The organism is Pontivivens ytuae, from assembly GCF_015679265.1.
Classification (GTDB): Bacteria; Pseudomonadota; Alphaproteobacteria; order Rhodobacterales; family Rhodobacteraceae; genus Pontivivens; species Pontivivens ytuae.
The window spans coordinates 3,481,973-3,506,590 of record NZ_CP064942.1; the positions used below are offsets into that span (position 1 = coordinate 3,481,973).

The 24,618-nt window shown below is 68.2% G+C and carries 24 protein-coding genes; 14 read left to right on the forward strand and 10 right to left on the reverse strand.

What is annotated here, in order from left to right; all coding sequences use genetic code 11:
• Positions 1 to 33 precede the first annotated feature (33 nt).
• The 4 genes from gyrA to I0K15_RS17325 all read right to left on the reverse strand — a co-directional run bounded on the left by gyrA (position 34) and on the right by I0K15_RS17325 (position 5,467).
• Positions 34 to 2,760, reverse strand: coding sequence for a DNA gyrase subunit A (gyrA, locus tag I0K15_RS17310; RefSeq protein ID WP_196102729.1), 2,727 nt, complete (start codon positions 2,758 to 2,760; stop codon positions 34 to 36).
• A gap of 87 nt (positions 2,761 to 2,847) precedes the next feature.
• Positions 2,848 to 3,981: an AI-2E family transporter gene (locus tag I0K15_RS17315; protein WP_230374170.1), complete on the reverse strand. Its 1,134-nt coding sequence runs from the start codon at positions 3,979 to 3,981 to the stop codon at positions 2,848 to 2,850.
• A 120-nt stretch (positions 3,982 to 4,101) separates the two neighbouring features.
• The gene (locus I0K15_RS17320) at positions 4,102 to 4,953 is read right to left on the reverse strand and encodes a hypothetical protein (RefSeq protein WP_196102730.1); all 852 of its coding nucleotides are present in this window, start codon (positions 4,951 to 4,953) and stop codon (positions 4,102 to 4,104) included.
• A gap of 4 nt (positions 4,954 to 4,957) precedes the next feature.
• Entirely contained in the window at positions 4,958 to 5,467 is a 510-nt protein-coding gene (locus tag I0K15_RS17325; protein ID WP_196102731.1) for a single-stranded DNA-binding protein, read from the reverse strand.
• Positions 5,468 to 5,682: 215 nt separating this feature from the next.
• Between I0K15_RS17325 and uvrA the strand changes: the two genes are divergently transcribed.
• Both uvrA and I0K15_RS17335 read left to right on the forward strand, forming a co-directional pair.
• The gene (uvrA, locus tag I0K15_RS17330) at positions 5,683 to 8,559 is read left to right on the forward strand and encodes an excinuclease ABC subunit UvrA (protein ID WP_196102732.1); all 2,877 of its coding nucleotides are present in this window, start codon (positions 5,683 to 5,685) and stop codon (positions 8,557 to 8,559) included.
• A 48-nt stretch (positions 8,560 to 8,607) separates the two neighbouring features.
• On the forward strand, positions 8,608 to 9,333 hold the full coding sequence (locus I0K15_RS17335; protein ID WP_196102733.1) for a class I SAM-dependent methyltransferase: 726 nt from the start codon (positions 8,608 to 8,610) through the stop codon (positions 9,331 to 9,333).
• A 6-nt stretch (positions 9,334 to 9,339) separates the two neighbouring features.
• On the opposite strand, the gene I0K15_RS17340 is transcribed toward I0K15_RS17335, so the two are convergent.
• Positions 9,340 to 9,762, reverse strand: coding sequence for a hypothetical protein (locus I0K15_RS17340; protein ID WP_196102734.1), 423 nt, complete (start codon positions 9,760 to 9,762; stop codon positions 9,340 to 9,342).
• Positions 9,763 to 9,810: 48 nt separating this feature from the next.
• On the opposite strand from I0K15_RS17340, the gene I0K15_RS17345 reads away from it, so the two are divergent.
• From I0K15_RS17345 to I0K15_RS17365, 5 genes are all read left to right on the forward strand, one after another.
• On the forward strand, positions 9,811 to 10,245 hold the full coding sequence (locus I0K15_RS17345) for a CBS domain-containing protein (RefSeq protein WP_196102735.1): 435 nt from the start codon (positions 9,811 to 9,813) through the stop codon (positions 10,243 to 10,245).
• Between the two features lie 201 nt (positions 10,246 to 10,446).
• The gene (gene coaD / locus I0K15_RS17350) at positions 10,447 to 10,953 is read left to right on the forward strand and encodes a pantetheine-phosphate adenylyltransferase (protein WP_196102736.1); all 507 of its coding nucleotides are present in this window, start codon (positions 10,447 to 10,449) and stop codon (positions 10,951 to 10,953) included.
• A 3-nt stretch (positions 10,954 to 10,956) separates the two neighbouring features.
• Positions 10,957 to 11,292, forward strand: coding sequence for a hypothetical protein (locus I0K15_RS17355; protein WP_196102737.1), 336 nt, complete (start codon positions 10,957 to 10,959; stop codon positions 11,290 to 11,292).
• Between the two features lie 67 nt (positions 11,293 to 11,359).
• On the forward strand, positions 11,360 to 11,869 hold the full coding sequence (locus I0K15_RS17360) for a peptidylprolyl isomerase (protein WP_196102738.1): 510 nt from the start codon (positions 11,360 to 11,362) through the stop codon (positions 11,867 to 11,869).
• Positions 11,866 to 12,402, forward strand: a complete 537-nt coding sequence (locus tag I0K15_RS17365; RefSeq protein WP_196102739.1) for a peptidylprolyl isomerase — start codon at positions 11,866 to 11,868, stop codon at positions 12,400 to 12,402. The genes I0K15_RS17360 and I0K15_RS17365 overlap by 4 nt, the downstream gene beginning before the upstream one ends.
• 76 nt (positions 12,403 to 12,478) lie before the next feature.
• On the opposite strand, the gene I0K15_RS17370 is transcribed toward I0K15_RS17365, so the two are convergent.
• Positions 12,479 to 12,997, reverse strand: a complete 519-nt coding sequence (locus I0K15_RS17370) for a hypothetical protein (protein ID WP_196102740.1) — start codon at positions 12,995 to 12,997, stop codon at positions 12,479 to 12,481.
• A 244-nt stretch (positions 12,998 to 13,241) separates the two neighbouring features.
• On the opposite strand from I0K15_RS17370, the gene I0K15_RS17375 reads away from it, so the two are divergent.
• Entirely contained in the window at positions 13,242 to 14,189 is a 948-nt protein-coding gene (locus I0K15_RS17375) for a DUF3179 domain-containing protein (RefSeq protein ID WP_196102741.1), read from the forward strand.
• 91 nt (positions 14,190 to 14,280) lie between these two features.
• Here the strand turns inward: I0K15_RS17375 and tyrS are convergent, their stop codons facing one another.
• Positions 14,281 to 15,510, reverse strand: a complete 1,230-nt coding sequence (tyrS, locus tag I0K15_RS17380) for a tyrosine--tRNA ligase (RefSeq protein WP_196105516.1) — start codon at positions 15,508 to 15,510, stop codon at positions 14,281 to 14,283.
• Between the two features lie 70 nt (positions 15,511 to 15,580).
• Here tyrS and I0K15_RS17385 point away from each other — a divergent pair, with 70 nt between their 5' ends.
• Positions 15,581 to 16,687, forward strand: coding sequence for an anhydro-N-acetylmuramic acid kinase (locus I0K15_RS17385; protein WP_196102742.1), 1,107 nt, complete (start codon positions 15,581 to 15,583; stop codon positions 16,685 to 16,687).
• A 235-nt stretch (positions 16,688 to 16,922) separates the two neighbouring features.
• Here the strand turns inward: I0K15_RS17385 and I0K15_RS17390 are convergent, their stop codons facing one another.
• Positions 16,923 to 18,110 carry an FAD-dependent monooxygenase gene (locus I0K15_RS17390; RefSeq protein WP_196102743.1) on the reverse strand — a complete coding sequence of 396 codons (1,188 nt, stop codon included), beginning with the start codon at positions 18,108 to 18,110 and terminating at the stop codon, positions 16,923 to 16,925.
• 9 nt (positions 18,111 to 18,119) lie between these two features.
• Positions 18,120 to 18,779 (reverse strand): pyrimidine 5'-nucleotidase, encoded by a 660-nt coding sequence (locus I0K15_RS17395; protein WP_196102744.1) that lies wholly within the window; start codon positions 18,777 to 18,779, stop codon positions 18,120 to 18,122.
• Positions 18,780 to 18,848: 69 nt separating this feature from the next.
• Between I0K15_RS17395 and I0K15_RS17400 the strand changes: the two genes are divergently transcribed.
• The 4 genes from I0K15_RS17400 to I0K15_RS17415 all read left to right on the forward strand — a co-directional run bounded on the left by I0K15_RS17400 (position 18,849) and on the right by I0K15_RS17415 (position 22,307).
• Positions 18,849 to 19,676: a class I SAM-dependent methyltransferase gene (locus I0K15_RS17400; RefSeq protein WP_196102745.1), complete on the forward strand. Its 828-nt coding sequence runs from the start codon at positions 18,849 to 18,851 to the stop codon at positions 19,674 to 19,676.
• A 119-nt stretch (positions 19,677 to 19,795) separates the two neighbouring features.
• Positions 19,796 to 20,428 (forward strand): GntR family transcriptional regulator, encoded by a 633-nt coding sequence (locus I0K15_RS17405; RefSeq protein ID WP_196105517.1) that lies wholly within the window; start codon positions 19,796 to 19,798, stop codon positions 20,426 to 20,428.
• The gene (locus I0K15_RS17410; RefSeq protein WP_196102746.1) at positions 20,425 to 21,153 is read left to right on the forward strand and encodes a 2-keto-4-pentenoate hydratase; all 729 of its coding nucleotides are present in this window, start codon (positions 20,425 to 20,427) and stop codon (positions 21,151 to 21,153) included. The genes I0K15_RS17405 and I0K15_RS17410 overlap by 4 nt, the downstream gene beginning before the upstream one ends.
• A 68-nt stretch (positions 21,154 to 21,221) precedes the next feature.
• On the forward strand, positions 21,222 to 22,307 hold the full coding sequence (locus tag I0K15_RS17415) for a serine hydrolase domain-containing protein (RefSeq protein WP_196102747.1): 1,086 nt from the start codon (positions 21,222 to 21,224) through the stop codon (positions 22,305 to 22,307).
• Between the two features lie 64 nt (positions 22,308 to 22,371).
• Here I0K15_RS17415 and I0K15_RS17420 read toward each other — a convergent pair whose 3' ends face one another.
• The gene (locus I0K15_RS17420; RefSeq protein ID WP_196102748.1) at positions 22,372 to 23,325 is read right to left on the reverse strand and encodes an MBL fold metallo-hydrolase; all 954 of its coding nucleotides are present in this window, start codon (positions 23,323 to 23,325) and stop codon (positions 22,372 to 22,374) included.
• A 181-nt stretch (positions 23,326 to 23,506) separates the two neighbouring features.
• On the opposite strand from I0K15_RS17420, the gene lipA reads away from it, so the two are divergent.
• Positions 23,507 to 24,463, forward strand: a complete 957-nt coding sequence (lipA, locus tag I0K15_RS17425; protein WP_196102749.1) for a lipoyl synthase — start codon at positions 23,507 to 23,509, stop codon at positions 24,461 to 24,463.
• Positions 24,464 to 24,618: the final 155 nt, after the last annotated feature.

Genomic DNA, 24,618 nt, shown 5'->3' on the forward strand with positions numbered 1-24,618 from the left:
GCAAAACGGCAACACTGCTCACAGCGCGCGGCGTCACTCCTCCGCGCCGCCCTCCTCGCCCTGATCGGCGATCCAGGCGACGCTGACGACCTTCTCGCCGTTGCGGGTGTTGAAGACGCGCACACCACCGGCGGAGCGGGAGCGGAAGGAGATGTCGGCGACCGGCGTCCGGATCGACTGGCCGGTATTCGTGGCCAGCATGATCTGATCGTCGATCTCCACGGGGAAGGACGCCACCAGCCGCCCGCCGCGCAGCGCCTTATCCATCGCCATGACGCCCTGGCCGCCGCGGCCGCGCACCGGATAGTCGTGGGAGGAGGAGAGCTTGCCCGCCCCCATCTCGGTCAGCGTCAGGATCAGATCCTCGGCCGCCGACATCTCGGCATAGCGTTCCTGGGTGATCGAGCCCGGGGCTGCGTCGTCCTCGTCCGCGCTGTCATCCTCGGTCTGCCCGGCCACCGCGCGGCGCATCTTGAGGTAGGCCGCACGCTCCGCCGGATCCGCCTCGAAATGCCGGATGACGGAAGCCGAGACCACCTCGTCGCCCTGGGCCAGCCGGATGCCGCGCACGCCGGTGGAGTTCCGGCCGGCGAAGACCCGGACGTCCGTCACCGGGAAGCGGATCGCGCGGCCCTGTGCCGTGACCAGCATCACGTCCTCGTCCTCGCCGCAGATCCGCGCATTCACCAGCCGCGTGCCGTCGTCGGGCAGGCGCATGGCGATCTTGCCGTTGCGCATGATGTTGGTGAAATCCGACAGACGGTTGCGCCGCACGTCGCCCGCCGAGGTGGCGAAGACGATCTGCAGGTCGCCCCAATCCGCCTCGTCCCGGTCCACGGGCATGGTGGCCGCGATCCCGGTTCCGTTCTGGATCGGCAGGATATTGACCAGCGCCTTGCCCCGCGCGTTCCGCCCGCCCTGCGGCAGGCGCCAGGTCTTGAGCTGGTAGACCATGCCGTCGGTTGTGAAGAACAGGATCGGCGTGTGGGTGTTGGCCACGAACAGGCGGGTGACGAAGTCGTCATCCTTCATGTTCATGCCGCCCAGCCCCTTGCCGCCGCGCCGCTGGGCGCGGAACTCGTCGAGCGGGGTGCGCTTGATGTAGCCGCCATTGGTGATGGTCACGACCATCTCGGCGGGCTCGATCAGGTCCTCGTCCTCCATGTCGCCGACGAAATCGGCGATCTCGGACCGGCGCGGGGTGGCGTATTTCTCGCGCACCTCCGTGATCTCGGCGCGGATGATCGCCATGATCCGGTCGCGGGAGCGCAGGATGTCGAGATAGTCGGTGATCTTGGCCGCGAGCTCTTCCAGCTCGTCCGTGATCTCCTTGACGCCGAGGGCGGTGAGGCGCTGCAGCCGCAGCTCGAGGATCGCGTTCGCCTGCTCGATCGAGAGGTTGTAGGTCCCGTCCTCGTTCATCGTGTGCGACGGATCGTCAATCAGCCGGATGTAATCCGCGATCTGCGCCGCGGGCCAGCGGCGGGTCATCAGCTTTTCGCGCGCTTCGCCCCGGTCGGCCGACGCCCGGATGGTGGCGACCACCTCGTCGACGTTCTCCACCGCCACGGCGAGACCGGACAGGATGTGCGCCCGCTCCCGCGCCTTCATCAGCAGGAAGGCAGTACGGCGCGCCACGACCTCCTCCCGGAAGGCGAGGAAGGCCGTCAGGAAGCCGCGCAGCGTCAGCTGCTCCGGCCGCCCGTTGTTGAGGGCCAGCATGTTGGCGCCGAAGCTCGTCTGCATCGGGGTGAAGCGGTAGAGCTGGTTCAGCACCACGTCCGCCGTCGCATCGCGGCGCAGCTCGATGACCACGCGCACGCCGAAGCGGTCGCTCTCGTCCTGCACATGGGCGATGCCCTCGATCTTCTTCTCGCGGGCAAGCTCCGCGATCCGCTCGATCATCGTGGACTTGTTCACCTGGTAGGGGATTTCCTCGACGACGATGGCGAAGCGGTCCTTCCGGATCTCCTCCACCTTGGTCTTCGCGCGGATGATGATCGACCCGCGCCCCTCCAGATACGCCTTCTTCGCACCGGCGCGGCCGATGATGATCCCGCCGGTCGGGAAGTCGGGGGCAGGGACGTACTCCGTCAGCGCCTCGGAGCTCAGGTCCGGCTCGTCGATCAGCGCCTCGGCGGCGTTCAGCACCTCGCCGAGGTTGTGCGGCGGGATCCGCGTCGCCATGCCGACCGCGATGCCTTCCGTGCCGTTCACCAAGAGGTTGGGGAAGCGGGCGGGCAGGACCACCGGCTCCTGATCCTTGCCATCGTAGTTCGGCTGGAAGTCAACCGTGTCCTGCTCGATATCGGCGAGCAGCGCATCGGCGGGCGGCGCCATCCGAACCTCGGTATACCGCATCGCCGCGGGCGCATCGCCGTCCATCGAGCCGAAATTGCCCTGACCGTCGAGCAGCGGAAGCCGCATGGAGAAGTCCTGCGCCATGCGCACCAGCGCGTCGTAGATCGCGGTGTCGCCATGCGGGTGATACTTACCGATCACGTCGCCGACCGGGCGGGCCGACTTCTTGTAGGCCTTGTCGGAGGTGTTTCCCGTCTCGTGCATCGCGTAGAGGATCCGGCGATGCACCGGCTTCAGCCCGTCGCGCACGTCCGGGATCGCGCGGGAGATGATGACCGACATGGAGTAGTCGAGAAAGGAGCGGCGCATCTCCTCCTCGATGGTCACCTGCGGGCCGTCATAGGCCGGGCGGCGCGGTTCGTCGTCGTCGGACTCAGGGGTCTCGGGCGTATCGTTCAAGGTCTCTCGTCCTGCGCGGAAAAACACCAGATATGGTGGATTTCTTATAGGACGGATGCGACCGGGTGTGCAATGGCGCGGGCCGTATCAGGCCGCCGCGGACGGGTTTTCGGGCGGTGGCGCGTCATTTGCGGCGAGGAACCGGCCGACGGAGGACATCGCCGGGATATGCTCGCTGAAGACGCGGACGACGACCAGCACCGGCACCGCGATGATCATGCCGACGACCGACCACATCCAGGCCCAGAACGCGACCGACAGGAACACCACCACCGTGTTGAGCTTCAGCGAGCGGCCCACGAAATAGGGCGTCACGACCTGCCCCTCCAGCGAGGTGAGCGCGAAGTAGGCCGCCCCCGCCGCGAAGGCGAGCCAGAGCTCGGGCAGCGCCACGATCCCGATCGCGGTGGCGAGCACTGTTCCCGCGATCGCCCCCACGTAAGGGATGTAGTTGAGCAGGAACGCCGCAACCCCGAACATCAGCGGATCCGGCATCCCGATCGCCCACATGGCGAGCCCCACCGCCACGCCGAGCCCCGCATTGACCAGCGTGATGGTGAAGAGGTAGCGCGCCAGCCGCCGTTCGATGTCGCGCGCAATGGCCAGCGCCCGCTTCTTGTCGCCGAGCCGCGGCGTCACCTCCACGATGCGCTGGTAGAACATGTCGCCGGAGGCGAGCAGGAAGAAGAGCAGGACCAGCGTGAACACAGCCTGACCCAGCAGGAGCGGTGCCGCGGCTGCCACCTGCGCCAGGATCCCGCCGCCCTGCCGGACCTCGACCGCGACCTCGGCGCCCTGCGTCGCGGCGCTCGCCCGCGCACTGTCCTCGGCCCCTTCGGCGAGGTTGTCGAGCTGTTCGGCGGCGCGCGTCACCGCCTCCACCGTCCCCTCCAGCGAGGCGAGGCGCTGCTCGATCCGCCAGGCGATGCGCGGCGCGTCCTCGACCCAGGTGCTCACCGGTTGGGCGAGCAGCATCACCAGCGCGGTCACCGCCAGCACCAGCCCCGTGCAGATCACCAGCGCCGCGACACCGTCCCCGGCGCCCGCCCTGTTCATGCCCCGCCGCACCGGACGGAAGACGAGGGAGAGCAGAAGGGCGAGCACCACCGGCATCAGGAAGTCCCGCGCCTCCGCCACGGCGGCGGTCAGCAGGAGCAGGAAGATGCCGACGATCGCCCAGGACGGGCGCGGGCGCAGGCGGGACGGGGGCGTCTCGATCATGGCTTCGGCATGGCGCGGCTGAACCTCCCGGATGTCCGGCGCACCGGACGGGCGCCGCTTCGTGGGACACCAACGCAACCTCAGGGCGAACGGTTCGACTTTATGTCGCAGATCCGCGGGTCAGGGTGCGGCGCGCTCCTCCGCCGGGAGGGCGGGCAGGGGATGTGCCGCCGGGTCGATCCCGTGCCGCGCGCAGATCGCCTCGAAATAGCTGCCCGCAGGCGGGGTGAGCAGGCCGAGCTCGCGCATCCGGTGCTTCGTCCCGCCATAGAAATGCACGCTCAGCGAACCCGGCTGCTCGATCGCCGACAGGGTGTAGGACGGCTCGAACAGCACCGTGTTCAACGGGAAGTTCAGCGGGTAGAGCACGTGCCGCGCGAAGGCCCGCCCGTGCAGCCCGTGATGGCGCAGGTAGAAGGTCAGCGCACGCGGACCGGACTCGCCCCAGCGGAACCGCGTCATGTCCCAGCGCTCGCCCCGGTGCCGCGCGTGGCGTAGCTCGATGCGCTTCGCCTTGCGCAGCCAGGGCAGGATCGGCTCGCTCGCGGTCAGCAGACGGTGCAGGTCGCGCGTCACCGCTGCGTCCGAGGGCAGCCGCAGCATCGCATTGGAGACGACGCCGGTATGCTTCTCGATCCCGAAGAAGCAGTCGTCCACCGGCTCGAAGGGCGCCACGCACAGCGCGTCCGTATCCACCCAGATCGCGTCGGTCTTCAGGATCATCTCGATCCGGAACGTGTCGGAGAAGATCGCCCGCCGCGCCCGGTCCGACAGGTCGCGCTCGGGCCGGGGCAGGACCTCGTCGGCCGGGCGCAGATCGACCTCCGCCGGAACGCCCTCGATCGGGTCGTAGGCGTAGAGGATGAAGCGGTGGCCGTGGTCGATGAAGGACTGGATGGCGACCCGCTCGAACCATGTCAGCCGGTCGCCGATCCAGAGGCTGGCGACCGGTCTGAGATCGGGTCGCGCCATCCGATCAGAACGGGATATCGTCGTCCATGTCGGAGCCGAAGCCGCCTCCGCCGCCGCCCTGGCCGCCTCCGCCGGAGCCGCCGCCGCCGTAGGAACCTCCGCCGCCCCCGCCATAGGAGCCGCCGCCTCCGCCGTAGTCACCGCCTCCGCCGCCGCCTTCGCCGCGACCGTCGAGCATGGTGAGGGTGGAGGTGTAGGGCCGCAGCACGACCTCGGTCGAATAGCGGTCCTGACCGGACTGGTCCTGCCACTTCCGCGTCTCGAGCTGGCCTTCGATATAGACCTTCGAGCCCTTGCGTAGGTACTGCTCGGCCACGCGCACCAGCGGTTCGGAGAAGATGGCGACAGTGTGCCACTCCGTCCGCTCCCGCCGCTCGCCGGAGTTCTTGTCGCGCCAGGTTTCGGACGTGGCGATGCGCAGGTTGCAGACCTTGCCCCCGTTCTGGAAGCTCCTGACCTCGGGGTCGCGCCCCAGATTGCCGATCAGGATGACCTTGTTGACGCTGCCTGCCATGCATTCCTCCGAATCTCGCGTTGCCGGACGTTAACCAAAACCGTTTCGGCCTGCCATGCGTAAGCGCCTCTGACAGGAGGCGGCAGGATGCCGGGGCAGGGTTAACGGGACCTTACGACGCGATTGCGAGTGTTCCGCATATGTTCTATGGTAACGCCGCCTCGGATGTCTAGATGTAGCGCTTGGGCAAACGAACGCGCGAGGCGGAGGGTGGCATGGCCGAACTGAAGACGATTTCCATTCGTGGCGCGCGGGAGCACAACCTGAAGTCCATCGACGTGGACCTGCCGCGCGACGAGTTGATCGTCATCACGGGCCTCTCGGGCTCCGGCAAGTCCTCCCTCGCCTTCGACACGATCTATGCCGAGGGGCAGCGCCGCTATGTCGAGTCGCTCTCGGCCTATGCGCGTCAGTTCCTCGACATGATGCAGAAGCCGGACGTGGACCACATTACCGGCCTCTCCCCCGCGATCTCCATCGAGCAGAAGACGACGTCGAAGAACCCGCGCTCCACCGTCGGCACGGTGACCGAGATCTACGATTACATGCGCCTGCTGTTCGCCCGCGTCGGCGTCCCGTACTCCCCCGCCACCGGCCTGCCCATCGAGGCGCAGCAGGTGAGCGAGATGGTGGATCGCGTCATGGCGATGGAGGAGGGGACCCGCGCCTACCTCCTCGCCCCCATCATCCGCGACCGCAAGGGCGAGTACCGCAAGGAATTCGCCGAGCTGCGCAAGCAGGGCTTCCAGCGGGTGAAGGTCGACGGGCAGTTCTACGAACTGGACGAGCCGCCGACCCTCGACAAGAAGTTCCGCCACAACATCGACGTGGTCGTGGACCGGATCGTGGTGCGGGACGGGCTCGCGACGCGGCTCGCCGACAGCTTCCGCACCGCCCTCGACCTCGCGGACGGCATCGCGGTGCTGGAAACCGCGCCGAAGGCCGACGATGACGGCAACGCGCCGGAGCCCGAGCGCATCACCTTCTCCGAGAACTTCGCCTGCCCGGTCTCCGGCTTCACGATTCCGGAGATCGAGCCGCGCCTCTTCTCCTTCAACGCGCCGTTTGGGGCCTGTCCGGTCTGCGACGGCCTCGGCATCGAGCTCTTCTTCGACGAGCGGCTGGTGGTCCCGGACGAGGGGCTGAGCCTTTACAAGGGCGCCGTCGCCCCGTGGTCGAAGTCGAAGAGCCCCTATTTCCGCCAGACCATCGATGCGCTCGCCAAGCATTACGAGTTCGACAAGAACGCCCCGTGGCGCGACCTGCCAGCCCACGTCAAGCAACTGATCCTCCACGGCTCCGGCGGGGAGAAGATCAAGTTCCGCTATGATGAGGGCGGCCGGGTCTACGAGATCTCCCGCATCTTCGAGGGCGTGATCCCGAACATGGAGCGCCGCTACCGCGAGACCGACTCCTCGTGGAGCCGCGAGGAGATGGAGCGCTACCAGAACAACCGCGCCTGCGGGGCCTGCGGCGGCTACCGTCTCAAGCCCGAGGCGCTCGCGGTCAAGATCGATGGCAAGCATATCGGCGAGATCGTGGAGATGTCGATCCGCGACGCCCTCGACTGGATCGAGAAGGCACCCGAGACGCTGACCAAGCAGCGGCAGGAGATCGCGCGCGCCATCTTCAAGGAAATCCGCGAACGGCTTGGTTTCCTTGTGAATGTCGGTCTCGACTACCTGACGCTTTCCCGCAATTCCGGCACGCTGAGCGGCGGGGAAAGCCAGCGGATCCGCCTCGCCTCCCAGATCGGCTCCGGCCTCACCGGCGTGCTCTACGTTCTCGACGAACCCTCCATCGGCCTGCACCAGCGCGACAACGACCGGCTGCTGACCACGCTCAAGAACCTGCGCGACCAGGGCAACACCGTGATCGTCGTGGAGCATGACGAGGAGGCGATCCGCGAGGCCGATTACGTGCTCGACATCGGCCCCGGCGCGGGCGTGCATGGCGGCCAGATCATCGCCTCCGGCCCGCCCGCCCAGATCGCCGCGACCAAGGAGTCGATCACCGGCCAGTACCTCACCGGCGAGCGCGAGATCGCGGTGCCGGCGGAGCGGCGCAAGGGCACCGGCAAGGCGGTCACCGTGGTCAACGCCACCGGCAACAACCTGAAAAACGTGACCGCCGAGTACCCGCTCGGCACGCTGACCTGTGTCACCGGCGTCTCCGGCGGCGGCAAGTCGACCCTGACCATCGAGACGCTGTTCAAGACGGCCTCCATGCGCCTCAACGGTGCGCGCCAGACCCCTGCACCCTGCGAGACAATCAAGGGGCTGGAGCATCTCGACAAGGTCATCGACATCGACCAGTCGCCGATCGGGCGCACCCCGCGCTCCAACCCCGCGACCTATACCGGCGCCTTTACCCCGATCCGCGACTGGTTCGCCGGCCTGCCGGAGGCGAAGACCCGCGGCTACAAGCCCGGCCGCTTCTCCTTCAACGTGAAGGGTGGCCGGTGCGAGGCGTGCCAGGGCGACGGCGTCATCAAGATCGAGATGCACTTCCTTCCGGATGTCTACGTCACCTGCGAGACCTGTGAGGGCAAGCGTTACAACCGCGAGACCTTGGAAGTTCTCTTCAAGGGCAAGAGCATAGCCGACGTTCTTGACATGACCATCGAGGACGCCGCCGAGTTCTTTGCCGCCGTCCCGGCCATCCGCGACAAGATGGAGACGCTCAAGCGCGTGGGCCTCGGCTACATCAAGGTGGGCCAGCAGGCGACGACCCTCTCGGGCGGCGAGGCGCAGCGGGTGAAGCTCTCCAAGGAGCTCTCCAAACGCGCCACGGGCCGCACGCTCTACATCCTCGACGAGCCGACCACCGGCCTGCATTTCGAGGATGTGAGAAAGCTGCTGGAGGTCATCCAGGAGCTTGTCGACCAGGGCAACTCCGTCGTGGTGATCGAGCACAATCTCGACGTCATCAAATGCGCCGACTGGATCATCGACATCGGCCCCGAGGGCGGCGACGGCGGCGGCACCATCGTCGCCGAAGGAACGCCCGAGCAGGTGGCCGAGGTCGAGGGCAGTCACACCGGCCACTACCTGCGCGACATGCTGGGAAAGCGGCGCGTCGCGGCGGAGTAGTGCGGCGCTGATGGCGCTCAACCGCCGCGTGCCCTATGCTCGCGGCGGATGAAGGCCATGCAGGGGCTCGCCATGACCGGCTCGCCGCCGAAGCTCGACGGACCCAACCGCGCCTACCGCGACGCCGTGGGCGACATGAAGGTGGTGGAGGAGGACGGCGCCCGCCGCGTCCTCTACGAAGACGAGACTGGCTTTCGCTATGACCTCTACCGCGAGGTCCAGAACCTCGGCAACGCCGCCAAGCTCAACCGCCAGTTCGTGACCGAGCCGCATATCCGCTGGCTCGCCCAGGCGCTGCCGAAATGGGTCGGGCAGGTCAGCTCAGGCCTCTGCCACGGCACCCGGCGCGGGGCGGAGCAGGGCTGGTTCGCGCAGCATCTGGCCGGTGAACCCGATATCATCGGGACCGAAATTGCCGACAGCGCCACGCAGTTTCCCCGGACCGTGCAGTGGGATTTCCACGACGCGAACCCCGACTGGATCGGCCGCTTCGACTTCGTCTACTCGAATTCCTGGGACCACGCCTTCGATCCCGAGCGGGCCTTCTCGACCTGGATCGACCAGCTCCGGCCGGGCGGCGCGATGCTCCTCGACTTCACGCCGGCGCACCGGTCCGCCCAGGCCAACGTCCTCGACCCGTTCGGGATCGAGCTCGACCCGCTCTGCCGGATGCTGGACCGCGTGGCGGGGGAACGTGGGAAGGTGCGCCGCGTGATCCGGGCCGGACGCAGCCCGGACCTGATGGCGCATGTCATCCGCTTCCAGCGCGGCTGACGCCGGTCACTGGTCGTTTCGCGGGTCGGTGAAGATGTCCATGACGACGTAGTTCTCGACCTCCACCAGCAGGATCATCCGGCTGGCCGCGAGGCGGAAATAGCCTTGACCCTCGGGCGGGGCGGCGCGGCCGATCTCCTCGGGCTCGATGGGGTGCAGCGTCGCCTGGCCCCGCAGCGGCTCGCCGAGCGCAAGATGCAAGCCCAGCAATTCGGGATAGATGCAGCCGCCATTCGTCTGCAGCCGCGGCAGCGGGCACGCGGCCTCCTGCGCCGCTGCCACCTCGGGCAGGGCGGGCATCGCGACGGCGAAAAATAGTGCAAATTTGAGACTTCCAAGCGGGCGCATGTCTTTCAAACGCACATGTTGCGCTTTGGATCCCGGGTTGATGCGTCGCACTTTGATCACGGTTTCTTGACGGTTGCCCATGCCGGGCCCCACATTAACCAGATCGCAGGACCAAGGGGAGGCCGCGGAATGCTCGTACAACACATCCTGTCCGGCAAGGGCTCGGCCGTGGAGACAATAGGCACCGATGCAACGGTGCTGGAAGCCACGGAGATCCTGTCCAATCGCAAGATCGGTGCGCTGATCGTGTCGGACGATGCCGGGGCCTCGATCCGGGGCATCCTGTCGGAGCGGGATATCGTCCGCGAGATCGGGCAACGGGGCGCCGCGGCGCTTTCGGACAACGTCGTCGATATCATGACGGCCAAGGTGCAGAGTTGCAGCCCCTCTGACAAGGCCGTCGAGGTGCTGACCCGCATGACCCAGGGCCGGTTCCGCCACATGCCCGTCACCGATGGCGAGCGGGTGATCGGCGTCATCTCGATCGGCGACGTGGTCAAGGCGCGCCTCGGCGAGGTGGAAAGCGAGAACACGGCCCTCGCCGACATGATCCGCGGCTACTGAACAGGTGCCGTCCATCCGCACGGTCGCACTCCTCGTGCTCGCTGTGCTGGTATTGGCAAAGTGCATGCAGGCCTACGGTTGAAAACCCGTGGCCTGCAATCCGCGCAGGGCCGTTTCCGGTGCCCGATGCGCAACTTTCGACCTTGTACGCGGGGTCCGATCCGATAGGCTCCGCAGCACCTTAACGACCCTGCGAGCGTCATGTCCTCCAATCGTTTCCGCACCGCCCTCTACCCCGGAACGTTCGACCCGGTCACGCTCGGCCACATGGATGTCATCCGCCGCGCGATGACGCTGGTCGATCGCCTCGTGATCGGTGTGGCGATCAACCGGGACAAGGGGCCGCTCTTCTCCCTCGACGAGCGTGTGGCGATGATCGAGGGCGAGGCCCGCGCGCTGGCCGATGCCTCGGGCTGCGAGCTGGTCGTCCATCCGTTCGAGAATCTCCTCATCCAGTGCGCCCGCGACGTGGGCGCCTCCATGATCGTGCGGGGCCTGCGCGCCGTCTCCGACTTCGAATACGAGTTCCAGATGGTCGGCATGAACCGCGCGATGGAGGACGAGATCGAGACGGTGTTCCTCATGGCCGACGCCCATCACCAGGCCATCGCCTCCCGCCTCGTCAAGGAGATCTGCCGGCTGGGCGGGGACATTTCCTCATTTGTGCCGCCCGCGGTGGAGCGGGCTTTGAAAGACAGGTTGATCTGAACCATGCGTGCGTTTCTCACCGCTCTCCTCGTGTCCGCCTCCCTTACCCCCGCGCTGGCCGAGACGCCTGTCTTCGACGGCGACTGGCGCAACCCGGAATTCGACTATGCGATCCGCATCTTCGGTGAGATCGGGATCGTGACCCAGGCCGATTCCGCGGTCTTCTCGCAGGGCGACGTGGTGCTGCGCCTTCCGGCGACGGAAGACGAATGCCGCGACGGGCGCCAGCGCTTCGGCGGCGGCGACTGGGCGGAGGTGCGCGGCTGCCTCGTCCGCTTCGACACGCTGCTTCTGGAGACCGGCACCAACCAGTGGGTGCTGCGCCGCACCGGCGGCTAGAACGCGCATTGGCCATTGCCGTCACGGCGGCGTATATCTCCCTCACCATTCAGCGAGAGGAGCCCGCATGGCCGAGGCAAGCCCCGAAAACACGATGATCATCACGCTCAAGGACGGGGAGGTGCAGGTCGCCCTCCTGCCCGACGTGGCCCCGGGCCATGTGGAGCGCATCAAGACGCTGGTGAAGGAGGGCGCCTACGACGGCGTCGCCTTCCACCGGGTGATCGACGGCTTCATGGCCCAGACCGGCGATGTGGAGCACGGCAAGGAAGGCGGCAATCCGAACCGCGCGGGCACCGGCGGCTCCTCCTACCCGGATCTCAAGGCCGAGTTCTCCAAGGTGCCGTTCGAGCGCGGGACGCTCGGCATGGCCCGCTCGCAGAACCCGAACTCCGCCAACTCGCAGTTCTTCATCTGCTTCGGCGCCACGCCGCACCTCAACGGCCAGTACACCGTGTTCGGCCAGGTGACGAGCGGGATGGAGCTCGTCGACAAGATCAAGCGCGGGGCCGGCGGCTCCGGCGCCGTGACCGACCCCGACCGCATGGTTTCCGTCCGCATGGGAGATGCCGCATGAAACGCCTGACGCTGGCCCTGACGCTCTTCGCCGCCCCGCTCGCGGCCCAGGACAACCCGACGCTGGTGCTCAACACCAGCGAAGGTGCCGTCCGCATAGAGCTCCTGCCCGAAGTGGCGCCCCAGCACGTGGAGCGCATCACCACGCTTGCGGAGCAGGGCGCCTACGACGGCGTCGCCTTCCACCGCGTGATCGAGGGCTTCATGGCCCAGACCGGCGATGTGGGCTGCGGCACGGTCGACGCGACCTGCCCGGCGGGCACCGGCGGCTCCGACCTGCCGGACCTGCCCGCCGAGTTCTCCGACATCTCCTACGAGGTGGGCGTCGTGGGCATGGCCCGTACCGCCGATCCGAACTCCGCGAACTCCCAGTTCTTCATCATGACGGAGGCCGCCCCGCACCTGAACGGCCAGTACACGGTCGTGGGCCGGGTGCTCGACGGCATGGATGCGGTCAACGCGCTGGAAAAGGGCGCGGGCCAGTCCGGCGCCGTCGCCAATCCCGACCGGATCGAGAGCGCCTCGGTCGAGTAAACGCAGAAGGGCCGCCCGGTTCCCCTCGGGCGGCCCCTCCCCATCGCCGCGTCATCCCGCGCGGCCATGTCGTCGTTCAGGCAGGCTGTGCCTCGGCCATGGTCACGAACTGGCCCGACCGCTCCCGCTGTGCGACCACGCCCGCGGTGACGAGGGCGAAGAGGATGTGCCCCCACAGCGCCACCCACGTGATCCCGGTGAAGCCCAGGAAGGGCGGATTGCCCGCGATCAGGTGCGCCATCACGTAGAGCGCGAAGATCCAGAGCACGACGCCGTAGGCCACCGCCGGCACGACCCAGCCGAGCCAGGGGGCGACCGTCTTCGCGATGGGGCGGGCGACCAGAAGCCAGCCCAGCGGATAGGCGATGATGCCCGCGAAGTAGTGCAGGAACTCCGCCCCCGGCCGGTAGCCCGTGCCGAAAATGGTGGAGATCACGGCATTGGCCAGCGGCACCGGCGCCAGCGTCGCCTGGCCCAGCATCGGGCTGATGCTCTGGCCGTAGAAGTCGAAGGCCACGAGGCTCAGGGCCCCGGCGATCAGCACGGTGGCCACGGTGTCGAGGGTCGGGGCGGGCAGGTGGTCCTTGAAGGTCATCTCGTCTCTCCTGTGGGTGTCGGTTGCGCGTCTGATGCCCTTCGATAAAGGCCGCCGGGTGCGGCAAACCACCCCATGTTGCAGGGTCTCAAGCGGGGTTGACGCTGCGCGCGCGCCCCGTGAGCCCTTGAAACATCATGACAATCGCTCACGCCGCCGTGTGAGGCGTTCACGTTGGCGGAGCGGCCCTCGCGCGGCGTGCACGGGGCTGGCAGGCTCGGGCCGATCAGTCCCGGAGGTTTTCATGCGCGCCCTCGTCCTCGCCCTCATGCTGCTCGCGACACCCCTCGCGGCCCAGTCCTTCCGCCACGCCTGGCCCAACACCGATTTCGAGCGGGCCTCCGTCCCGGTCGAGGAGATCATGTCCGGCGGCGTGCCCCGCGACGGCATCCCGGCGCTGACCGATCCGGAGATGATCCCGGTCGGCACGGCGGACCTGCCGGGCAACGAGCCGGTGATGACCGTGGAGCTCCCGGGCGCCGAACCGCGCGCCTACCCGCTGCGCTACCTCACCTGGCATGAGATCGTGAACGACACGGTCGCAGGCCGCCCCATCGCCGTGACCTACTGCCCCCTGTGCAACTCCGGCCTCGTCTTCGACCGCCGCGCCGGGGACCGGGTGCTGGAATTCGGCGTCTCGGGCCTGCTGCGCCACTCCGACATGGTGATGTACGACCGGGAGACCGAGACGCTGTGGCAGCAGTTCACCGGCGAGGCCATCGTCGGCACGCTCCTCGGCGCGAAGCTCACCCAGGTCGTGAGCTGGATGGAGCCCGTCTCCGCCTTCGCCGCGCGCCATCCCGAGGGCCTCGTCATGGCCGAACCGCGCGCCGCCCGCCCCTACGGCCTGAACCCCTACGAGAGTTACGACAGCGCGGCGCGCCCCTTCCTCTTCACCGGCGACATGCCGCCCAATGATATCGAACCGCTCGCCCGCGTGCTGCGCGTCGGCAACCGCGCCTGGCCGCTGATGCGCCTGATGGACGGCCCGGTGGAGGAGGCGGGCCTGCGCATCGAATGGCGCCCCGGCATGGCCTCCGCCCTCGACGCGCGCTCGATCGCGGGCAGCCGCGATGTGGGCTTCGTCCGGGTGACCGATGCCGAAACCGGCGCCGACGTGATCCACGAGGTCGTCTTCGCCTTCGCCTTCCACGCCTTCGCCCCCCAGGGCCAGTGGATGCTTGGCGAATAGGCTTTCATCTGTCCGAAAAGTATCCCCGCCGGAGGCTCCCTTGATAGATCGCAGGCGCCTCCGGCGGGGATATTTCGACAAGGTGGAAGCGCTACTCCGCCTTCACCAGCACGTGCCGCTTCTTGCCGGCGGAGAGCTTCAGCGTGCCCGCGACCAGCACGCCCGCCGCGGGATCGCGCACGGGCGTGTCGTCGATGCGCGCGCCGTTCTCCGCGATCAGGCGCTTGGCCTCCTTGCCCGACTTGGCGAGGCCCGCGGCTACGAAGAGCTGGACGACGCCCATCTCCCCGCCCGGCAGGTTCACCGTGGGCAGGTCGTCGCCGACGCCGCCCTTCTCGAACACCTCGCGCGCCGTCGCCTCCGCCGCCGCGGCCGCCTCGGCCCCGTGGCAGAGGGTCGTGACCTCGTTGGCGAGCCGGATCTTGGCCGCGTTGATCTCGGAGCCCTCCAGCGCGCCGAGCCGGGCGCACTCGTCCAGGGGCAGCTCGGTGAAGAGCTTCAGGAACTTCTCCACATCCGCGTCCAGCGTGTTGCGCCAGAACTGCCAGAACTCGTAGGGGCTGAGCCGCTCCGCGTTCAGCCAGACCGCCCCCGCCGCCGACTTGCCCATCTTGGACCCGTCCGCCTTCGTGAGCAGCGGTGTCGTCAGCCCGAAGACCTGCGCCTGGTTGATCCGCCGCGTCAGGTCGATCCCGTTGACGATGTTGCCCCACTGGTCCGACCCGCCCATCTGCAGCGCCACGCCGAAGCGCGTGTTGAGCTCCATGAAGTCATAGGCCTGCAGCAGCATGTAGTTGAACTCAAGGAACGTCAGCGGTTGCTCCCGATCCAGCCGCAGCCGCACGCTGTCGAAGGTCAGCATGCGGTTGATCGTGAAGTGCCGGCCATAATCTCGCAGGAAGCTCACGTAGTTCAGCTCGTCCAGCCATTCGGCATTGTTGGGCATCAGCGCGTCGGTCGCACCCTCGCCGAACGCCAGGTACTTCTCGAAGACCTTGCGGATCCCGGCCATGTTCGCGTCGATCTGCTCGCTGGTGAGCAGCATCCGCGCCTCGTCCTTGCCCGACGGATCGCCGATCTTCGTCGTGCCGCCGCCCATCAGTGCGATCGGCTTGTGCCCGGTCTTCTGCAGCCAGCGCAGCATCATGATCTGGATCAGCGAGCCGACATGCAGGGAGTCCGCCGTGCAGTCGAAGCCGATATAGCCCGGAACCACACCCTCCAGCAGCGCCTCGTCGAGGCCCTCCATATCGGTGCAGTCCTGCAGGAAGCCGCGCTGCAGCATCACCTGCAGGAAGTCGCTTCTGGGCTGGTAGGTCATCGCTCTCATCCATTGCATCGCAAAAGGCCCGCGATGTATGCCCGTTGGAATCCGGGAAGGGAAGGGTGACATGCGCGCATTGGGCCTGATGAGCGGCACGTCGATGGACGGCGTGGACGCCGCGATGCTCGACACCGACGGCGAGACGATCTTCGGTTTCGGCGAGAGTGGCTTTCGCGCCTTCTCCGACGAGGAGCGGGAGGTGCTGGCCGCGGCCCAGGGGCTCTGGCCCGGCGGCAATGCCAATGTGCTGACCGCCGCGGCCGAGGTCGTGCACCACGGCCATGCGGAGGCGGTGGCGGGCCTGCAAGGTGCTGAGGTCATTGGCTTTCACGGGCAGACGCTGGTTCATGCCCCGCGCGAGGGGCGCACGCACCAGCTCGGCGACGGGGCGCGGCTGGCGACCGCGGCGGGCGTGCCGGTGGTTTGGGACTTCCGCTCCGACGACATCGCGGCGGGCGGGCAGGGCGCGCCGCTCGCCCCCTTCTTCCACCACGCCTGCGCCCGGTGGGCGGGGTTGGAGGAGCCGGTGTGTTTCCTCAATCTCGGCGGCGTGGGCAACGTGACCTGGCTCGACCCGCGGATCGAGGATCCGGCGGACCCTGCCGCGATGATCGCCTTCGACACCGGGCCTGCGAATGCGCTGATCGACGATTTCACCAAGCGGCGGACCGGGCAGCGCATGGATATCGGCGGCTCGCTGGCCGCTTCCGGCCTGCCGGACATGGAGCTGATCGCGGCCCATGACGAACCTTTCTTCGCCGAGTCACCGCCCAAGTCATTGGATCGAAACGGTTTCCGCTGGCTGGTCGATGCCGTGGAGGCGATGAGCGACGGCGACGGGGCGGCGACCCTCACCGCCTTCACCGTCCATTCGGTCCGCGAGTCCTTGCCCCATCTGCCGAGCCTGCCGTCGCGCTGGCTGATCTGCGGCGGCGGGCGGCACAACACGCGGATGATGCAGGGCCTCGCCGAAGCGCTCTACGTGCCCGTCGAACCGGTGGAGGCTATCGGCCTCGACGGCGACATGCTGGAGGCGCAGGCCTTCGCCTATCTCGCGGTGCGCGTCCTGCGCGGCCTGCCGACCTCCGCGCCCGGGACCACCGGCTGCCGCGCGTCGGTCAGCGGCGGCCGCGTGTCGGAGCCGTCCGTTTCGAAGGTCGCTGCGCGGCTCTGAACCGCCCCGGACCGGGGTGCAGGCGGTTGCATCCCGAAACGACCGTCCCGGCCGCCGAGCCGGGACCGCTCGCCCATCGACGTGTTACAGATTTTTGGGCTTCGCGCGAAATCTGTCACATGTCGCGTGAATGGAGAAAGACCCCGGATCGGGTCCGGGGTGGTCCCAAGCAGAAACACCGCGCTGGGACCTTCATGTTACAGCTTCGAGCCCTCGCCCGAAAACCTGTAACGCATCACAGCCCCATCCCGGTCCGCATCGCCACCTGCTTCACCGGACCCAGTCCCGCGAGAACCCGAAGCCCCTGCCGCCGCAGATCGCGCAGCGCCTGCACGTCGGTCATCGCGGCGCGGTTCAGCAGCTCGACGCCCCGCTCGCGCAGCGCGATGTCGGCGCGGCGCGCCTTGGCATAGTCCTCCAGCATCTCGTCGGAGCCAAGCGCATGGCGACCCGCCGCCTCGATCAGCGCGCGGATATCGGCGAAGGAGGTGTTGAGCCCCTGCGCGCCGATCGGGGGCATCACGTGCGCCGCCTCGGCGATCAGCGCCGTGTGCGGCCCGGTAAGCTCTTGTGCTTCCTGAGAAACGATCGGCCAGACCCGCCGCGGGCTTTCCAGCGTCAGGGGCCCGAGCACGTGGCAGGAGCGGGCCGTCGCCTCGGCCGCGAAGGTCTCGGCGTCCATCTCCATCAGCGCCGCCGCCTTCGGCCCGGTCTCCATCCACACCACGGCGGAGCGGTGGCCCCCCTCGGGGTCATCGGGCAGGGGAACCAAAGTAAACGGCCCGCCCGTGCGGTGCAGCTCGGTCGAGATCCCCTGATGCGGCAGGTCGTGCCCGACGGCGAAGACGACCGCCTTCTGCCCGTAGCGCACCGTGCGCACATCGATGCCAAGTGCCTCGCGCACAAGGGAATTTCGCCCGTCCGCACCCACCAGCAGATCGCAGCGCCAGCGTGAGCCGTCGTCGAGCGAGACCAGTGCGTGGCCCGTCCGCGGCAGCACGTTCGCGACCCCGGTGCCGAGCCGCAGCTCCAGCCCCTCCATCGCCTCCGCGTGGGCCGTCATCTCGCGCCGCAGCACGTAGTTGGGGACGTTCCAGCCGAAGAGATCCTGCCCGATCTCCGTCGCCACGAAATCCGCGCTCTCGCGTATCTCGTTGATCTCGCCGCCGGAATCGCAGAGCCGCATCACCGCAAGCTCCGCCGCCTCGGGCGCCAGCCGGTCCCAGAGCCCGACCTCCCGCATCATCTCCACCGCCGGCATCAGGAAGGCGGTGGAGCGCAGGTCGGAGCCCTCGGCATCCCGTTCGGTCACCGGCGGCACCGGATCGACGCAGAGCACCGATTGTCCGCGATGGGCGAAGGCCATGGCGGCCATCAGGCCGGCAACCCCGCCACCGGCCACGATCACGTCTATTTGGTCCATGGGGCTTATCTATACCTGCGCGGTCGCGATCAGACGCGACACAAAGTCCGTGATGTCGTCGGTCGCATGGTGCACGTGATCGTGCGCGTCATGGGCATCCTCGCCGACCAGCACCGTCCGCATGCCGAGGCGGTGCGGGATGTGCAGGTTCACCAGCGTATCCTCGAACATCGCCGCCGCGTCCGGATCGAGCCGCGCCTCGTCGAACACGGTCTTGAAGGCCCGCCCGTCGGGCTTCGAGATATAGCCCGCATCTTCAATGCCATAGAGCACGTCGAAGGCCCCTTCCAGGCCACGGGCGCGCACCACCCGCTCCGCATGGGCGCGGGAGCCGTTGGTGAAGACGATCTTGCGGCCGGGCAGCGCCTCGATCCCCTCGCGCAGGATCGGGTCGGGGGAGAGCACCGTGAGGTCCAGCGCATGGGTTTTCTCAAGGAAATCATCGGCATCGATGCCATGATGCTTGATGAGCCCGCCCAGCGTCGTGCCGTATTCGGCGAGGTAGTGGCCCCGCAGCGCCTCCGCCTCCGCCACGCCGATCTTCAGCTCGCGCGTGATCCAGAGCGTCATCAGGTCGTCCATCTGGTCGAAGATCCCGGCCGTGGGGGCGTAGAGCGTGTTGTCGAGGTCGAAGACCCACTCGCGCACATGGTTGAAATGCTGTTTCATCCGCCTCACTTGCCGTCGCGGCCCCGGAAGGCCGGTTTGCTGCAGCGCACACCGCAGGAGTTCGAATATATGGCAACCATCGAGGACTGGAAGGGCCGTGTGGGCCGGGAGTGGGCCGACAAGGCCGACGCGATGGAGGGGCTGCTGGGCCCGATCGGGGCGGAGGGGATGGCCGCGCTGGGGTCCGTTTCGGGGCACTCGGTGCTCGATCTGGGCTGCGGCGCGGGCGATACGGCGCTGGCCCTGGCCGCGCGCGGGGCGGAGGTCACCGGCGTCGACGTGTCTGAGGATCTGCTCGCCGTCGCGCGAACGCAGCCTGGGGCGGAGCGGGTGACCTGGCGCCTGGCCGATGCGTCCTCCGCGACCTTCGAACAGCCCTTCGATGCGCTGCATTCGCGCTGCGGGGCCATGTTCTTCGACGATCCGGCGGCGGGCTGGGCGCATCTGCGCACGCAGGTGACGCCCGGTGGACAGCTCGCGGTGAGCTGCTGGCGCGCGGCATCGCTCAACGGCTGGGTCACGATCCCGCTGGCCGCCGCCCGCCCGGTGCTGGGCGAGGAGGCGACGCAGGCCCCGCCCGCCGGGGGCGCAGGACCCTTCGGTTGGGCCGACGAGGCTTACGTCCGCGATCTGCTGACAGGCGCGGGCTGGTCCGATGTCGCGCTGACCCCGGTGGACCGCGAGGCTGCGATTTCCACCGGCTCCGACCCCGATCCGGTCGCGCGCGCCACAGCGTTCACCCTGCGCATCGGCATCCTCGCCTCCCGCCTGCGGGAGCGGTCGGAGGAGGAGCGGGCGGCCGTGGCCGACGCCCTCGCCGCCGCTTTCGCCCCGCTGGTCCGGGAGGGCGCGGTGCGCATTCCCACCGCGGGCTGGATCGTGACGGCGCGCGCCTGACCCTTCTTCTTGCCGGCAAATATCCCCGCCGGAGGCGATCGCGAACGGTGCGGCCTGTTGACACGGCCGCATACCGCCATCCACATATGTTCACGATGGCATACCGTGAGATCGCCCCGATGACCGACCCGTCCCCGTCCGACGCCTATGGCCGCATCCTCGCGGCCATCGACCTTGGCGACTACCGCCCCGGCGACCGGCTGGTGGAAAGCGAGCTGGCCGAGCGGCTGGGCATGTCGCGCACCCCGATCCGCGAGGCGCTGCAACGGTTGGAGACGCAAGGGGTGCTGGCGCGCGACGGGCGCAGCCTGATCGTCGCCTCCCTCGACCACGACCAGCTTGGCGAACTCTACACCGTGCGGGCGGAGCTGGAGGGGCTGGCGGCGCGCCTCGCTGCGCAGCACGCAGCACCCGAGGAGATCGCGGTGCTCTACGAGATGATCGCCGCGGACCGGAAGCTGATGGACGATCCGCAGGCGCTCAGCCGGGCAAACAAGCGGTTTCACCGGCAGATCCACCTCGCCTCGCACAACCGCTTCCTGATCCGGCAGCTTGAGTCCGTGCGCCGCTCGATGGCGCTGCTGACCTTTACCTCCTTTGCTGCGGAGGGCCGCAGCCCCGATGCCATGGCGGAGCACGAGGCGATCGTGAAGGCGATCGAGGCGCGGGACGGGACGGCGGCGGATGACGCGGCGCGGGCCCATATCTCGGCGGCCTACCAGACGCGGCTCAAGGTGGATGCGGGCGAATGAACTTTGACGACAGAGCGCGGGAGATCGCGGCGGCGCGCGCCGACCGGACCCCCTTCGTGGCCTATGACGACATTCCGGACATGGACGTGGCCTACGCGATCCAGGATCGGCTCGCTGCCCTGCAGGGCGAGACGGGCGGGTGGAAGATCGCGTGGAATGTCCCTGCGTTGATGGAAAAATTCGGGGTGGAGGCGCCGGGTGCGGCGCGCGTGCTCGCCTCGCAGATCCGCAGCGATGGCGCCGCGCTGCAGGCCGCCGAGTTCCGCCAGCTCAACCTGGAGCCGGAGATCGCGGCGGTCCTCGCCGCCGATCTGCCGGAGGGGCCGCATGATGCGGCAAGTGTCGCGCCGTTCGTCGAGCGGCTGGTGCCCGCCTTCGAGGTTCTGGACCGGCGCGATGTGACCTCGACCCACGGGCCGACCATCGTGGCGCAGGGGGTGTTCAATGCGGGGCTCGTGCTGGGCACCGCGACGGGAGCCGGGATCGGGCGCTGTCGCGTGACCATCGGCGGTGAGGTGGTGCTCGATGCCGAGGACACCGCGCCGCAGCCGCCGCTCGAAGCGCTGGCTTACCTCGCCAACCTCTTCGCCGCGCGCGGGGAGCGGTTCCGCGAGGGGCAGGTGGTGCTCTGCGGTTCGCATACGCCGCTTCTGCCCATTGCGGCGGGGCAGGAGGCGGTTATGGAGGTCGAGGGGCTCGGCCGCGTGGCGCTGACCGTGGCCTGAGGCCGCGCGGGTCTTTCGCCGAGATCCCCGGTCGCCCATCTCTGGCGGAGAGGCAGCCGGAGGTCAGCGTGTTCAATCGCATCTGGGCCGGGGCGTCGGCCCTGTTCGCAGCGGCTGTGGTCGCGACCCTGTTCTGGGGTCCTCGAGGGGTGGACATGCCTGAGGGCCTCGCCGACCAGCCCTTCGAGGCGCGGTGGTCCGCAGCCCTTGCCGCATTGGAAGAGCAGGGTGCGGGCGTCGTCGCCGGCTATGCGCGGGAAGGCGCGTCGGTGGTGGCCGCTACCGGCGATGTCGTGCCGGAGGGCGTGGCCGCCGGTGACGTGCAGGTCGATCTCAACTCGATCACGAAGACGGTGACGGCGGTTCTGGTGCTCGACGCGGTGGAGGCGGGGCTTTTTGCCCTCGACACGCCGCTGGCCGATCTGCTGCCGGACGTGCCGGAGGACAAGGCGGGCATCACCGTCCACCAGCTCCTGACCCACAGCGCGGGGTTCCCAGAGGCGATCGGCGACGATGACGAGGTGATCGGCCGGTCGGCCTATCTCGCCCGCGCCTTCGAGGCCGGGCTGGAGGGGCCGCCGGGCCAGTACCTCTACTCCAACGTGGGCTACGGCGTGCTCGCGGCGATCGTCGAGACGGCGGGTGGGGAGAGCTATGCGGATCGGCTGGCGGCGATGCTCACCGAGGCGGGGCTGCCATCGATGGGCTATGACGGCGTGCTCGACACCGGCCGGGCGCTGAGTGCGCCGGGCGGCGACACGATCCGCGCGGCGAGCTGGGGTGGCGGGCCGCCGGGCTGGCACCTGATCGGCAATGGCGGGCTCATCGCGACGCCGGCGGGCTTCCTCGCCTTCGAGGAGGCGTTTCGCGGTGGCCGGATCGTGGGTGACGATCTCGTGCAGCGGGCGCTGTCCGCGCATGTGGCGGAGGATGCGGAGGAGAGCTCCTTCTACGGCTACGGTCTGGTGGTCGAGGAGGTGCCGGAGCTTGGCCGCGTCTTCTGGCACGATGGCGGCAACGGCGCGTTCTCGGCCGAATGGGCCTACCTGGAGGCGCATAACACGACGCTGTTCGTCGCGGCACCGGGCGAGGAGGCGTTCGCGGCGATGGAACTGCTGAAATCGTTCCTGTTCCCGCCCGCGGCGCCGGTCTGAGCGCCGCGGGCCAAAGTCTTTGCACGAAGACTTTTGGACCGGAGTTCCCGGCCGAAAACCCTCGTCAGAGGTTGAGTTGGTAGCTCGCCGCCTCGTAGGCGAAGCCGTCGCCCGACGCTTCGAGATAGCCCATGCCGGGGAAGGGCATGTGATAGCCGACGAAGGGAATGCCGTCCGCCGCGACCTGGCCCAGCAGGCTGCGGCGGGTCTGGGCGGCTGCGGCCTTGTCGAGGTCGAAGAGCACTTCCCAGTCCGGCCGTTCCATGGACAGGACGAAGTGGTTCGCGGCGTCCGCGATCAGCATCAGGCGCTGCCCATTGCTCTCGATATGGTAGGCCATGTGGCCTGGCGTGTGGCCGGAGGCGTCCACCGCCTCCACACCGCTCACCACGCTGTCGCCCGGCGTGATCATGCGGGTGCGCTCGGCGACCGGCAGGACCATCTGGTTGAAGAGGGTGTGGACCCGCTCGCCCGGCGTGCCGACGCGGTCCTCGCTGGACCAGAAGTCCCACTCGGCGGCCGCCGTCACGTAGTCGGCGTTGGGGAAGGCCGACGCGCCGTCCTCCATCATGCCGCCGATATGGTCGGGGTGCATGTGGGTGAGGACGACGGTATCCACCTGCTCGGGCGTGTAACCTGCCGCCGCCAGCCTCTCGCGCAGCAGGCCGCGGCCCGGCCGCGCGCCCTGGCCATTGCCGGTGTCGAAGAGGATCAGGCTCTCGCCGGTGTTCACGAGGGTGGGCACGAAGGTGAACTCGGCAACGCCGGTGGGCAGGTTGTTCTCGGCCAACAGCTCCTGCACCGTGGCCGGATCCTGGTCGGTGCCGAAGATCTCGTGCGGGTTGTCGCGCGGGGCGACGCCATCGAGCAGCGTCGTCACCTCGAAATCGCCCAGCACGATGCGGCGGTGCACCGGGCGGTCGGGGCCCAGCATCGGGGCGGCGGGCAGGGCGGGCGTGGCCATCGCGGCTGCCCCAAGTGCCAGCGCGCCGCGGCGGGTCATGTTGAACTCGGTCATGTCGGAACCTCCCGTTTCTATGCTCCACGAACTGTGCGCCGCCCGCCCCGCGTCGAGCCCGGCGCGTTCAACAGATCGTTTCCGGGCCTTGCACGGGACGCATGGCGGGGCGGCGCGCTTGACGGTCGCGATGACAAGCCCGACCTAAGGGCTTATGACAGGTCCAAGAATGGAGGGCCCCATGGCACCGCGCGACCTGAAGATCCCCGCCGAGCGTCACCCGGAAAAGGCGCATCGCCCCGACAATGCCCAGCCGAAGAAGCCGGACTGGATCCGGGTGAAGGCGCCCAACTCCAAGGGCTATCGCGACACGGCGAAGATCATGCGGGACAACAACCTCGTCACCGTGTGCGAGGAGGCGGGCTGTCCGAATGTCGGCGAGTGCTGGTCCCAGGGCCACGCCACCATGATGATCATGGGCGACATCTGCACGCGCGGCTGCACCTTCTGCAACATCGCGACGGGGCGGCCCGATGCGCTCGACGTGTTCGAGCCGGGCCGCGTCGCGCAGGCGGTCGAGAAGCTGGGGCTGAACCACGTCGTCATCACCTCCGTCGACCGCGACGATATCGACGATGGCGGGGCGGAGCACTTTGCCCAGACCATCCGTGCGATCCGGCGCAAGGCGCCCGAGACCACGATCGAGATCCTGACGCCCGATTTCATCAAGTCGAAGCCGGGCTCGCTGGAGGTGGTGGTCGAGGCGAAACCGGACGTCTTCAACCACAACCTCGAAACCGTGCCGGGGCTCTATCCGGAGGTCCGGCCCGGTGCGCGCTACTTCCACTCCCTGCGGCTGTTGCAGCGGGTCAAGGAACTCGATCCTTCCATGTTCACCAAGTCGGGGATCATGGTGGGCCTTGGCGAGGACAAGCAGGCCGTGCACCAGGTGATGGATGACATGCGCGCCGCCGATATCGATTTCCTGACCATCGGCCAGTACCTCCAGCCGACGCCGAAGCACCATGCGGTGGACCGCTTCGTCACGCCCGAGGAGTTCGCGAGCTATGAGAAGGCTGCCTACGGCAAGGGCTTCCTCATGGTATCCGCCACGCCGCTGACGCGGTCGAGCTACCACGCGGGCGACGACTTCGCGCGGCTGCGGGAAGCGCGGCTCGCGAAGCTCCAGCAGGGGTGAGGCATTCCGCCTGTCCCCCGTTGGGGCGGCGCAGATTCGCTGAGGCGGCAACGCAACTTTAAGGCGAGCATTCGGCGAAATTTCGCCATAATCGTGTAAAATGCACTTCTTCCGTGGTACCGTTTCCCCAAATGAACAAACGTGGGGAGGTATCG